Here is a 12453-nt window from a genome sequence, read left to right as displayed (position 1 = left end):
GACCGGTCTCGTTCCTCCGGCTTCCGCGGAGGCGGAAGGCGGATACCACTGTGCTCGAAGCGCTCATCCTCGGGTTCGTCCAGGGCCTCACCGAATTCCTCCCCGTCTCCTCGAGTGCGCACCTGCGCATCCTGGGGGAGTTCCTCCCCGGCGCCCAGGATCCGGGGGCGGCGTTCACCGCGATCACGCAGCTCGGCACCGAGACGGCGGTCGTGGTGTTCTTCTGGCGGGACATCGTGCGCATCGTCTCGCACTGGTTCGGCTCGTTCACCGGTCGCGTGCCGCGCAACGACCCCGATGCCCGCATGGGCTGGCTGATCATCGTCGGCTCGATCCCGATCGTCGTGCTCGGCATCCTGTTCCAGGACGAGATCGAGACCACGTTCCGCTCGCTCTGGATCGTCGCGACGATGCTCGTGGTGTTCGGCATCATCCTCGGCCTCGCCGACTGGGCCGGGGCGAAGCGGCGCAAGCTCGACGAGTTGACCGTGCCGCACGGCATCATCTTCGGATTCGCCCAGGCGCTCGCCCTGATCCCCGGCGTCTCGCGCTCGGGCGGCACGATCACCGCCGGCCTGTTCCTCGGCTACGAGCGGGGCGCCGCCGCACGCTACGCGTTCCTGCTCGCCATCCCCGCCGTCTTCGGCTCGGGGTTCTTCCAGCTGTTCAAGAGCATGGGGGAGCCCTCCGTCTACGGCCCCATCGAGACCGCCGCGGCCACGCTCGTCGCCTTCGTCGTCGCGATCCTGGTCATCGCCTTCTTCATGCAGTGGATCTCGCGGCACAGCTTCCTGCCGTTCGTGATCTACCGCATCCTGCTCGGCGGCACGATCTTCGCGCTGCTCGCCACGGGCGTCATCGACGCGTGACGGATGCCGCGGCATCCGCTTCGACGACGTGCGACGGATGCCGCTACGAGCCGTCCCGCGGGCGCCACGGCTCGTCGCGGGGCCCCTCGCGGCCGTCGCGACCGTCGGCCCGTCCGTCGGGACCCTCGCCTCGGCGCCGGAGGTACCGCTCGAACTCCTGGGCGATGGCCTCGCCGCTCGCCTCGGGGGCGTCGACCGCGTCGCGGGCCTGCTCGAGCTGGGTGATGTAGCCGGCCATGTCCTCGTCGTCGGCGGCGAGCGCGTCCACGCCGGCCTCCCACGCCTGCGCCTCGGTCTCGAGGGTGCCGCGGGGGATGGAGAGGCCGGTGAGCTCCTCGAGCTTGCCGAGGAGGGCGAGCACGGCCTTGGGGGAGGGCGCGTTGTGCACGTAGTGCGGCACCGAGGCCCAGAGCGACACGGTGGGGATGCCGGCGCGCTCGGCCTGGTCGGCGATGACGCTGAGGATGCCGACGGGGCCCTCGTAGCTCGAGCGTTCCACGCCGAGCGCGTCGCGCACCTCGCGGTTCTCGCTCGACGCGAAGACCGACAGGGGCCGGGTGTGCGGCGCGTCGGCGAGCATGGCGCCGAGGAGCACGACGCCCTCGATGTCGGCGGTGAGCGCGGCGTCGACGAGCTCGGCGGCGAAGCCCTTCCAACTGCGCGCGGGCTCGGCGCCGAGGAGCACGTGGAGGGTGTCGGCGCCCGGGCCGGTGACCTGTTCGTCGACCTCGTCGGTCGGCGCCCCGCCTGGGCCGAGGATCGCGGCGCCGGGCCATTCGAGCCGGCGCGAGCCGTCGTCGCCCATCACGACCGTGGGCCGGGTGAACTGGTAGTCGAAGTACAGCTCGGGGTCGACCGCGGCGATCTCGACGAGGCCGAGCCGCTCCGCGAGCAGCTTCGCCGCCCCGGTCGCCGCCTCGCCGGCGTCGTTCCATCCCTCGAAGGCGACGACGAGCAGCCTTCCGCCCTCGAAACCGGCCCGCTGATCCACTCCAGGTGCCCCGCTTCCCGCCCCTGACTCCCGGGGTCCTCTCCACAATAGGCCGTGCCCGTAGACTTGCGGGTTGTGACCACTCGCCTTCCCGCCGCCGTCCTCTGGGACATGGACGGAACCCTCGTCGACACCGAACGCTACTGGATGGCGGCCGAGGAGGAGCTCGTCGAGTCCTTCGGCGGCCGCTGGACCCACGAGGACGCGCTCGGCCTCGTCGGCAGCGGCCTCTGGGAGGCGGCGACGGTGTTCCAGGCGGCGGGCGTCGACCTCGACGCCGACACGATCGTGGCGCGGCTCACCTCGCGCGTGCAGGAGCAGCTCGCCGAGCACGGCGTCCCGTGGCGGCCGGGCGCGAGGGAACTGCTCGAGGCGCTGCGCGAGGCATCCGTGCCCACCGCACTCGTGACCATGTCGGTCAGGTCGATGGCCGACGACGTGGTGCGGGCGATCCCGTTCGAGGCCTTCGACGTCATCGTCACGGGCGACGCGGTCGAGCACGCGAAGCCGCACCCCGAGCCCTACCTCGCGGCGGCCGCGGCCCTCGGCGTTGACGTGCGCGACTGCATCGCGATCGAGGACTCGCCCGCCGGACTCACCTCGGCCTGGTCGGCCGGCGCGGTCACGGTGGGCGTGCCGAACATCCTCGACCTCGCCGAGGCACCGGCGCACGTGCTGTGGCAGACCCTCGCCGACAAGTCGGTGTCGGATGTCGCGGCGCTCCTTGAGGTCCGCGAGGCCCGCGCGTGAGCGAGAGCCGAGGCGAGCGCAGCGGACCGTTCCGGGCCGGCGACCGGGTGCAGCTGACCGGGCCCAAGGGCCGCATGCACACCATCACCCTCGAGCCGGGCAAGCTCTTCCACTCGCACAAGGGCCCCATCGCGCACGACGACCTCATCGGACTGCCCGACGGCTCGGTCGTCGCCAACCAGGTGGGCATCGAGTACCTCGCGCTGCGCCCGCTGCTCAGCGACTTCGTCATGTCGATGCCGCGCGGCGCGGCGATCGTGTACCCGAAGGACGCCGCGCAGATCCTCGCGCAGGCCGACATCTTCCCCGGCGCCACCGTCGTCGAGGCGGGCGTCGGCTCGGGCGCCCTGTCGCTCTGGCTGCTCCGCGGCATCGGCCCCTCGGGCCGGTTGCTGTCATTCGAGCGCCGCGAGGAGTTCGCCGAGGTCGCGCGCGGCAACGTCGCCACCTTCCACGGCTACGACCCCGAGAACTGGTCGATCACGCTCGGCGACCTGGCACTGGCGCTGCCCGAGGCGGCGCCCGCGGCATCCGTCGACCGCGTCGTGCTCGACATGCTCGCGCCCTGGGAGTGCATCGACGTCGTGTCCGATGCGCTGAAGCCCGGGGGCGTGCTGCTCTGCTACATCGCGACCGCCACCCAGCTGTCGCGGGTCGCCGAGGCGATCCGGGCGACGGGGGAGTACACCGAGCCGCAGTCGACCGAGACGATGGTGCGCGGATGGCACGTGCAGGGGCTCGCGGTCCGTCCCGACCACCGCATGATCGCCCACACCGGCTTCCTCCTGACCGCCCGCCGGCTCGCGCCCGACACGGTGCTGCCCGAGCTCAAGCGGCGCCCGTCGAAGACGGAGTTCAGCGACGAGGACGTCGAGGCGTGGACGCCCGGTGCGCTCGGCGAACGCGCCGTGAGCGCGAAGGCGCTCCGCAAGCGGGTGCGGGCAGCGGATGCCGCGGCCGAGCGCTCGCGGGCGGCCGACACCGATCCCGCAGGCGAAGCCTTGTAGGCTACCAACGCCCCTCCGCGACCCACCCCATGAATCGAGGATCAGTGCGCTCGTCACTCGCGCTCATCGCCACCGCCGGCCTCGTCGCCGTGGCCCTCTCCGGCTGCACGCCGGCGCCGGCAGCTCCCGAGGCGACCTCGGGGCAGTCCTCCGACGCCGTCGTGGTGAAGGGCGACTTCGGCGACGCGCCGAAGGTGGAGTTCCCGGCGCCGCTCGCGCCCGACGAGACGCAGTGCACCGAGGTCATCGCGGGTGACGGCGCGAAGCTGCAAGACGGCCAGCAGGCCCTCATCGGCCTCGCCGTCTACAACGGCACCACGGGCGAGACCGTGCAGGAGCCGACGGGCTTCGGCGACGAGGACCCGATCGCGCTCACCGTGTCCGACGCCACGCTTCCGGGGCTGCGCAAGGCGCTCACCTGCGGCAGCGAGGGCTCGCGGGTCGCGGTCGTCGTGCCAGCTGAAGACGCCTTCGGCGACCAGGGCAACGAGTCGATCGGCATCGGCGCCGACGACAGCCTCGTGTTCGTCATCGACGTGAAGCGCGCGCTCCCGTCCCGGGCCGACGGCGCACCCCAGCTCTCCCGTGACGGGTTCCCCGCCGTGGTGCTCGCACCCGACGGCCGCCCCGGCATCACCGTGCCGAAGTCCGACCCGCCTGTGAAGGACGAGATCGCGGTCGAGGTGCTGAAGAAGGGCTCCGGCGAGGTCGTCGAAGACGGCGACTCCGTGGTCGTGCAGTACACGGGCGTGCTGTGGGACGACAACTCCGTGTTCGACTCCACGTGGACGACCGCGGACGAGGGCAACCAGCAGCCGGGTCCCAAGACCTTCGTGGTGAGCACGGGCGACGACGCGCAGGTCATCCCCGGGTTCTCGAACGCGATCATCGGCCAGACCGTGGGCTCGCAGATCGGGGTCATCGTGCCGTCGTCGCAGGGCTACGGCGACCAGGGCAACGACAAGGTGCCCGCCGGTTCCACGCTCTTCTTCGTCATCGACATCCTGGGTGTCGTCTGACCCGGCGATCGCGGCCGAGGGCCGCCCGCGGTTCAGTATGATCGCTCCTGTGTCGGGTGCATCGCGCAAGGGTGAGCCGAGGATCCCGGTCGAAGATCGGCTCTTCAGCCTGGTGCTCGCGCTGCTCGCCACCGAGACGGGCCTGCTGAAGTCCGAGATCCTGTCGTCGGTGCGCGGCTACGCCGAGCGCTACGACGAGTCCGGGCAGAACGCCAACCTCGAGCGCCAGTTCGAGCGCGACAAGGACGACATCCGAGAGCTCGGCATCCCGCTCGAGACGGTCGAGTCTCCCGACCGGCCGGGCGACAACCAGGCGCTGCGCTATCGCATCCCGAAGGGCCGGTACGACCTTCCCGAAGAGGTGCGGTTCACCCCCGACGAGCTGGCACTGCTCGGCCTCGCGGCCGAGGTGTGGCGCGAGGCGTCACTCTCCGCCGACTCGCAGCGGGCGCTCACCAAGCTGCGGTCGCTCGGCATCGAGCCCCGCGAGCCCGTCATCGGCTACGCCCCGCGACTCCGCGTGCGCGACGCGGCGTTCGAGCCGCTTCGGCAGGCGCTCGACCGGCGGCAGACGGTGCGGTTCCGCTACTTCAAGCCCGGCGAGGGCGCTCCGAGCGAGCGCACGGTCGACCCCCTGGCCGTGGTGCTCCACGAGGGGCGCTGGCACCTGCACGCCTACGACCACGATGCCCGGGCACCCCGCACCTTCCTGCTCTCGCGCATCGTCGGCGGCGTCGAGCCGCTGCCCGGGCGAACCTTCGACGCACCGCCGCCCGACATCCAGGACCGCATCCTGGCCGAGCTCGACGAGGTGCGGCTCGGCAACGCCGCAGACCTCGCCGTCACGGCGGGCAGTGACGCGGAGGTCCGGCTGGGCAAGCGGGCCGTGCTGCGCGACGAGGACGCCGGCGTGATCCGGTTGCACTACACGGATGCCGCGGTGTTCGCCGATGAGCTGGCGGCCTACGGCCCCGAGGTCCGGGTGATCGCCCCGGCCTCACTGCGCGACGAGGTGCGCGATCGCCTCGCCGCCGTCGCCGCCGCCCACCGCGACGGAGGAGCGTCATGATGGCTGCGCGCAGCAAGCCGCTGAAGGCACCCGACAAGCTCGTGTTCCTGCTCTCGTTCGTGCCCTACCTGCTCGAGCGGCGCGTCGTCGACGTCGCCGAGGCCGCGACGCACTTCGGCATGACCGAGGCGGAGATCCGCGACGCCGTGCGCCTCATCGCCACGTCGGGCCTTCCCGGCTCCACGGGCACCTACCAGCCGAACGACCTCTTCGACATCGACTGGGACTCCTTCGAGGACGACGACGTGATCGTGATCGTGCATCACGTGGCGATCGACGACGCACCGCGGCTCTCAGCGCGCGAGGCTGCGGCGCTCATGGCCGGCCTCCAGTACCTCTCCGCGGCGCCGGAGGGGGCGGGCAGCGCCTCGCTGGCCTCCCTCCGCGCGAAGCTCGCCGCCGGAGCCTCCGCAGCCCCCAGCCGGCTCGCGGTCGCCGAGACCGAGGCCGACGCGTCGCTGGCGCTCATCCGCGAGGCGGTGGCCGAGGGACGGCAGCTCGAGTTCGACTACCTGAACGCGCGTGGCGAGCGCGGCCGCCGTCGCGCGGATCCGCTGCGCATCATCTCGCAGGACGCGGACTGGTACCTGCAGGCGTACTGCCATACGCGGGAGGACGTGCGCAACTTCCGCGTCGACCGCATGAGCGACCTGCTGCTGACCGACGAGCCGATCGGCGACCACTCCGACCGCGCGGTCCCCGACACGCTCTTCCAGGGTTCCGACTCCGACCTCGACGTCGTGGTCGACGTGTCGCCGGCCACGCTGCCGCTGCTCGCCGACTACCTCGCCGACGCGAGCGCCCGCGAGGTCGACGGCAGGTTGCGGGTCACCCTGCGGCTGGCCCATGTGCACGGGCTCAAGCGCCTCGTCGCGGGGCTGCCGGGGCTCGTCACGGTCGTCGCGCCGGCCGAGGCGCGTGCGGCCGTGGCCGAGTGGGCGGCGGCGGGCCTCGCTGGCTATCCGACGCCGGACTCCGAGCAGAGCGTGGATCCGGCAGAGCGGCCAGGGGCGCCCGACTCCGACGGCTCCTGACCGACTTCAGGCGGCGTTCCCCGGCGGCAGGTAGACTGTCGTCACGATCCTCCCGAGAACGGACGAACACCCATGTGGCAAGGCTTCACCGGTTGGCACGCGCTGATCATCCTCGTGGTCATCCTGCTGCTCTTCGGCGCCCCCAAGCTCCCGGCACTCGCCCGCAGCCTCGGACAGTCGATGAAGATCCTCAAGAGCGAGGTGCGCTCCGACAAGGACGAGCCCGCCGCGGCCGACTCGGCTGCGAGCACGCCCGCGGCTCCCGCAGCGCCGGCAGCGAACACCGCTGCGCCTGACGCCACCGTCGTGACGCGCAAGCCCGACGAGGCCGATTCCGGCTCGAGTCGCTGACTTCATGTCCGCGGTGAAGGATCGCGGGGAGAAGGACCGCGAGGAGAAGAACCGCGAGAAGCGGATGTCGCTCGGCGCGCACCTCATCGAGCTGCGCAAGCGACTGTTCATCTCCGCCCTCGCGATCGTGGTCGGCGCCGCGATCGGGTGGTGGCTCACCGACGCGTTCGTGTGGAACGCCCTCCAGGAGCCGGTCCTCCGCCTCGCAGACGCGCAGGGCAACACGAGCGAGATGGCGATCATCTTCCCGACGATCTCGAGCTCGTTCGACCTGATGCTCCAGATCTCGTTCACGCTGGGCATCGTCATCTCGAGCCCGGTGTGGCTCTACCAGATCTTCGCGTTCCTCGTGCCGGGGCTGAACACCCGCGAGCGCCGGTTCACGTTCGGGTTCTTCGCCACGGCGATCCCGCTGTTCTTCGCCGGCTGCGCCGCCGGATGGTTCGTGCTGCCGAACATCGTGAAGATCATGACGAGCTTCGTCCCCGAGGGCGGTGAGACGCTGCTCACGGCGAAGGAGTACATCGACTTCGTGCTGAAGCTCGTCGTCGCGATCGGCATCGCGTTCGTGGTGCCGGTGTTCATCGTGCTCCTGAACTTCGCCGGGGTCATCAGCGCGGCATCCATCATCAAGTCGTGGCGGGTGGCGATCCTCGTCATCGTGCTCTTCACTGCGATCGCCACGCCCTCGGCGGACATCGTCTCGATGTTCCTGCTCGCGATCCCGATGGTGGCGCTCTACTTCGCGGCCTGGTTCATCGCGCACCTGCACGATCGCCGTGTCGAGCGCCGCAACCGCCTCGAGTTCGGAGCGGCTGTCTAGGCTGGAGGGGTGATGAGCCTCTCCCCGGCCGAACGGTATGCGATCTCCCGCGACCAGCGCCGGAAACCACGACTCGCCGAGTTCGCCGCCAGGCTCCGATTCGACCTCGACCCGTTCCAGCGCGCATCGTGCGGTGCGCTCGATGAAGGGCGCAGCGTGCTCGTCGCGGCGCCGACCGGTGCGGGCAAGACGGTCGTCGCCGAGTTCGCCGTGTTCCTGGCCATGCAGGAGCCCGGTGCGAAGGTGTTCTACACCACGCCCATCAAGGCGCTGAGCAACCAGAAGTTCCAGGAGCTGAGCGACGAGTGGGGCGCCGACCAGGTGGGCCTGCTGACGGGCGACACGAACGTCAATTCGGGCGCGCGCATCGTGGTGATGACGACCGAGGTGCTGCGCAACATGCTGTACGCCGACTCGCCGCTGCTCGACCACCTCGCCTACGTCGTCATGGATGAGGTGCACTACCTGGCCGACCGGTTCCGCGGCGCCGTGTGGGAGGAGGTCATCATCCACCTCCCCGAGGCGGTGCGGCTCGTGTCCCTGTCGGCGACCGTGTCCAACGCCGAGGAGTTCGGCGACTGGCTGCAGGCCGTCCGGGGCGACACCGACGTGATCGTCTCCGAGGATCGGCCGGTGCCGCTCGAGCAGCACGTGCTCGTGAAGGCGAAGCTCCTCGACCTCTTCGACTCCTCGGGTCAGGCCGCCACGAATCGCGTGAACCCCGAGCTCCAGCGCCTCGCGCGCAGCGGCGGCCGGTCGATCTCGACGCGCTCCGCTCGCGGACGGCGGGGTGGCGATCGCGGTCGGTACCACCAGCCGGCTGCGGGCAGCGGCCGAGCCGACCGCCCCGAGGTGATCGAGCTGCTGCACGGCAAGCACCTGCTTCCCGCCATCGTGTTCATCTTCTCCCGGGTCGGCTGCGACCAGGCGGTGCGCCAGGTGCTCCGCTCCGGCATCCGGCTCACCGATTCCGCCGAACGCGACGAGATCCGCTCGATCGTCGAGGAGCGGGCGCGGATGCTCCGCGACGAGGACCTCGCGGTGCTCGGCTACTGGGAATGGCTCGAGGGGCTCCAGCGCGGCGTCGCCGCCCACCACGCCGGCATGCTGCCGGCGTTCAAGGAGATCGTCGAGGAGCTGTTCCAGCTCAAGCTGCTCAAGGTGGTCTTCGCCACCGAGACCCTCGCACTCGGGGTGAACATGCCCGCGCGTTCGGTGGTGCTCGAGAAGCTGGAGAAGTTCAACGGCGAGGCCCGGGTGCCGATCACGCCGGGGGAGTACACGCAGCTCACCGGCCGGGCCGGGCGCCGCGGCATCGACGTCGAGGGGCACTCGGTGATCCAGTGGGTCGACGGACTCGACCCCGAGGCCGTCGCCTCGCTGGCGTCGCGTCGAAGCTACCCGCTGAACTCGAGCTTCAAGCCCACCTACAACATGGCCGTGAACCTCGTCGACCAGTTCGGGCGCGAGCGAACCCGCCAGATCCTCGAACTGTCGTTCGCACAGTTCCAGGCCGACCGCGCGGTGGTCGACCTGGCCCGCACCCTCCGCAAGCAGGAGGAGTCGATGGCCGGCTTCGAGGAGGCCATGCGCTGCCACCTCGGCGACTTCGGCGAGTACGCGGCCATCCGCCGACGCATCGGCGAGCTCGAGCGGCAGACGTCGAAGGGCAACCCGACGCACGCCCAGCGCGAGCGGATGCAGCGCGAGCTCGGCGACGCGCGCAAGGCCATGCGCGCGCATCCGTGCCACGGTTGCGCCGAACGGGAGCAGCATGCCCGGTGGGCCGAGCGCTGGTGGCGGCTCAAGCAGGAGCACGACCAGCTCTCCCGCCAGATCCGCACGCGCACGGGCCAGGTCGCCAAGCGATTCGACCGCGTCGCCGAGGTGCTCGAGCAACTCGGATACCTCGAGCGCGACCCGAACGGATCGCTGGTCTCGACGTCGGCGGGCCGCATCCTGAAGCGGATCTACGGCGAACGCGACCTGCTGGTCGCCGAATGCCTGCGTCAGGGGCTGTGGGACGGCCTCGACGTGCCCTCGCTCGCGGCGATGGCGGCGTCGCTCGTGTACGAACCGCGGCGGGATGACCGCGGCGAGCAGTTCCGCCTGCCGCGGGGCCGCTTCCGGGACGCGTTCGACCGCACCACCGATGTGTGGAGCGAGCTCGACGACCTCGAGCGCGACCACCGCCTGTCGGGCAGCGAGGTTCCCTCGCCCGCCTTGGCGACGGCGATGCACGCCTGGGCCAGCGGCGCCGACCTCGGGTTCGTGCTGGCCGACACCGACCTGGCCGCGGGCGACTTCGTCCGCCTGACGAAGCAGGTGGTCGACCTGCTCGACCAGGTGTCGATCGTGGCGGACGCCGAGCTCGGGGCGACCGCGCGCGCGGCGATCGATGCGGTGCGCCGGGGCGTCGTCGCCTACGGCTCGGTGGCGTGAGTCCCCGTCGTTCACGTCGCCTAGGCTGATCTGGTGCCCGAGACCGACGCCCGCCCGCTGCTGCCGCCGTGGGTCGCGGTGCTCGCCTCCATCGCCGGCGGACTCGTCTACGACCTGGGCTTCCCCGGGGCGAGCATCTGGCCGCTCGCGTTCGTCGGCATCGGGCTCGCGCTGGTCAGCCTGATCGGCCGGAGCGCCTGGTCGGCGGCCCTCGTGGGGCTCGCGTTCGGACTCGCCTTCTACCTGCAGCAGGTGTCGTGGACGGCCCTGTACCTCGGTCCGGTCCCATGGCTGGCGCTGTCGATCCTCGAATCGCTGTTCGTGGCCGGTGGCGGCGTGCTCATCGCCCTGGCCTACCGCTGGGTGCCCAGAGCAAGCTCGTCGCGCTGGGCGCGTCTCGTGTGGCTGCCGCTGCTCGTCGCCGGGCTCTGGTGCGTGCGCGAGGCGGCCACCGGCACCATCCCGTACGGCGGCTTCCCGTGGGGCCGTGCGGCGCTCAGCCAGTCGCAGAGCCCGTTCGCCGAGGTCGTCTCGTGGGTCGGTTCGACCGGTCTCGGATTCGTGATGGTGGCGATCGTCGCCGGCGTCATCGAGTGGGTGCGCCTGCGGGGATGGCAGGACGTCCGCACGGCCATCCCGGTCGCCGCGGTGCTGCTGGTGGCCATGGTGCTGCCTGCCTGGACGACCACCGGGGCGGGCGAACTGCGTGTCGCGAGCGTGCAGGGCAACGGCCCGGCCGGCTACTTCGACGAGCGCGCCCCCGGCGACGTCCTCCGGGCTCAGCTGGAAGCGACCGAGCCGATCCTCGACGAGCCCGACATCGACGTGCTGCTCTGGCCCGAGGGCGGCTCCGACATCGACCCGCTCCGCAGTGCCGAGACCGCCGCGGTCTTCGACGACCTCAGCGAGCAGCTCGACGCCCCGCTCGTGCTCAACACCGTCACGACGCGCGACGATGAGTACTTCAACACGTCGCTGCTCTGGCGAGTCGGCGAGGGTGCTGTCGACAGCTACGACAAGCGGCATCCCGTGCCGTTCGGCGAGTACATCCCCGATCGCGCCTTCTGGGAGCCCTTCGCCCCCGACCTCATCGGGCTCATCCAGCGCGGCTACACCCCGGGCACCAACCCGCCGGTCTTCGACCTCGGCGACGCGGTCACCGGCCTGGCCATCTGCTTCGACGTGATCTACGACGACGTCATCTGGGAGGGCGCGCGAGATGGCGCCGAGCTCTACATGTTCCAGACGAACAATGCCGACTTCCGTGGCACCGACGAGAACGAGCAGCAGCTCGCGATCGCGCGGCTGCGGGCGATCGAGACGGGTCGCTCCGTCGTCAACATCTCCACGGTCGGCACCAGCCAGGTCATCGACCCGAGCGGGCGCACGATCGACGCCCTCCCCGCCTACGAGCCGGGTGCGATGGTGACGGATGTCGCGCTGCGAACGGGCCTGACGCCGTCGGTGATGCTCGGAGCCGCCGTTCCGGCGGTCATCGTCTTCGGGTCCCTGGCCGGACTGGTCGCGGCGGGGATCATGGCGCGACGCCGATCACCTGGCGACCGTCGGTCGTCCGAGAACGGCGACGCGACCCGAACGCACGATGCTCGGGTCGCAGACGCTCGCTGAAGCGTGGAGACGCGTCAGCCGGTTCAGGCGCCGATCTTCTGCTGGCCGCGACGGGCGCGCAGGAAGGCGAGTCGCTCCTCGAGGAGCTCCTCGAGCTCGGCACGGGTACGACGCTCGAGGAGCATGTCCCAGTGGGTACGCGCGACCTTCTCGCCGGAGCGGTCGATCTCGACCGGCTTGGAGTCGACGAGCAGGGTCGCCCCAGCGCCGCAGTACTTGCACTCCCACGTCTCGGGAAGCTCTGCCTCGGTGGAGAACGTCATGACCGTCTCGCGGCCGCACGTCTCGCAACGGTAGGTGTAATCGGCGCGGTCGGCGAAGATCACGCCGTCCTCGCTCTGCAGGCTCTGCGCGCCGATTCGCATGCCCCGAAGGCTCCGGTCCGCCATGGCGTAACTCCTCTCGATCGTCTACAGGTATAAACGATCAAGCTGGGCATTCCCCTTCCAGCGGCTGGGTGATTGCCGGG

The 12453-nt window shown here is 70.9% G+C and carries 12 protein-coding genes; 10 read left to right on the top strand and 2 right to left on the bottom strand.

The annotated features are described in order from the left end of the window. Positions 1 to 50 precede the first annotated feature (50 nt). On the top strand, positions 51 to 869 hold the full coding sequence (locus AC1DZA_RS12825) for an undecaprenyl-diphosphate phosphatase (RefSeq protein WP_309978590.1): 819 nt from the start codon (positions 51 to 53) through the stop codon (positions 867 to 869). A 43-nt stretch (positions 870 to 912) separates the two neighbouring features. Here AC1DZA_RS12825 and AC1DZA_RS12820 read toward each other — a convergent pair whose 3' ends face one another. Next, positions 913 to 1860, bottom strand: a complete 948-nt coding sequence (locus AC1DZA_RS12820) for a PAC2 family protein (RefSeq protein ID WP_476773007.1) — start codon at positions 1858 to 1860, stop codon at positions 913 to 915. Between the two features lie 75 nt (positions 1861 to 1935). Here AC1DZA_RS12820 and AC1DZA_RS12815 point away from each other — a divergent pair, with 75 nt between their 5' ends. From AC1DZA_RS12815 to lnt, 9 genes are all read left to right on the top strand, one after another. Beyond that, entirely contained in the window at positions 1936 to 2610 is a 675-nt protein-coding gene (locus tag AC1DZA_RS12815; RefSeq protein WP_476773006.1) for an HAD family hydrolase, read from the top strand. Further along, positions 2607 to 3617 carry a tRNA (adenine-N1)-methyltransferase gene (locus AC1DZA_RS12810; protein WP_476761560.1) on the top strand — a complete coding sequence of 337 codons (1011 nt, stop codon included), beginning with the start codon at positions 2607 to 2609 and terminating at the stop codon, positions 3615 to 3617. The genes AC1DZA_RS12815 and AC1DZA_RS12810 overlap by 4 nt, the downstream gene beginning before the upstream one ends. Positions 3618 to 3661: 44 nt before the next feature. After that, positions 3662 to 4636: an FKBP-type peptidyl-prolyl cis-trans isomerase gene (locus AC1DZA_RS12805; RefSeq protein ID WP_476761561.1), complete on the top strand. Its 975-nt coding sequence runs from the start codon at positions 3662 to 3664 to the stop codon at positions 4634 to 4636. Between the two features lie 49 nt (positions 4637 to 4685). Beyond that, complete coding sequence (locus AC1DZA_RS12800; RefSeq protein ID WP_476761562.1) at positions 4686 to 5705, top strand: helix-turn-helix transcriptional regulator; 1020 nt, start codon at positions 4686 to 4688, stop codon at positions 5703 to 5705. Continuing rightward, positions 5705 to 6739, top strand: a complete 1035-nt coding sequence (locus AC1DZA_RS12795; protein WP_476773005.1) for a helix-turn-helix transcriptional regulator — start codon at positions 5705 to 5707, stop codon at positions 6737 to 6739. Before AC1DZA_RS12800 ends, AC1DZA_RS12795 begins: the two co-directional genes overlap by 1 nt. A 72-nt stretch (positions 6740 to 6811) precedes the next feature. Then, positions 6812 to 7090 (top strand): Sec-independent protein translocase subunit TatA, encoded by a 279-nt coding sequence (gene tatA / locus AC1DZA_RS12790; RefSeq protein ID WP_309978576.1) that lies wholly within the window; start codon positions 6812 to 6814, stop codon positions 7088 to 7090. A gap of 4 nt (positions 7091 to 7094) precedes the next feature. Continuing rightward, positions 7095 to 7913: a twin-arginine translocase subunit TatC gene (gene tatC / locus AC1DZA_RS12785; protein ID WP_476761564.1), complete on the top strand. Its 819-nt coding sequence runs from the start codon at positions 7095 to 7097 to the stop codon at positions 7911 to 7913. Between the two features lie 12 nt (positions 7914 to 7925). Further along, positions 7926 to 10355, top strand: coding sequence for a DEAD/DEAH box helicase (locus AC1DZA_RS12780; RefSeq protein WP_476761565.1), 2430 nt, complete (start codon positions 7926 to 7928; stop codon positions 10353 to 10355). 33 nt (positions 10356 to 10388) lie between these two features. Continuing rightward, on the top strand, positions 10389 to 11984 hold the full coding sequence (gene lnt / locus AC1DZA_RS12775) for an apolipoprotein N-acyltransferase (protein WP_476773004.1): 1596 nt from the start codon (positions 10389 to 10391) through the stop codon (positions 11982 to 11984). 23 nt (positions 11985 to 12007) lie between these two features. Here the strand turns inward: lnt and AC1DZA_RS12770 are convergent, their stop codons facing one another. Then, positions 12008 to 12373 carry an RNA polymerase-binding protein RbpA gene (locus tag AC1DZA_RS12770; RefSeq protein WP_159604868.1) on the bottom strand — a complete coding sequence of 122 codons (366 nt, stop codon included), beginning with the start codon at positions 12371 to 12373 and terminating at the stop codon, positions 12008 to 12010. Positions 12374 to 12453 lie beyond the last annotated feature (80 nt).

This window comes from Agromyces sp. P2_B3 (genome assembly GCF_056404815.1).
This window is presented reverse-complemented; position numbering and strand designations above follow the sequence as displayed.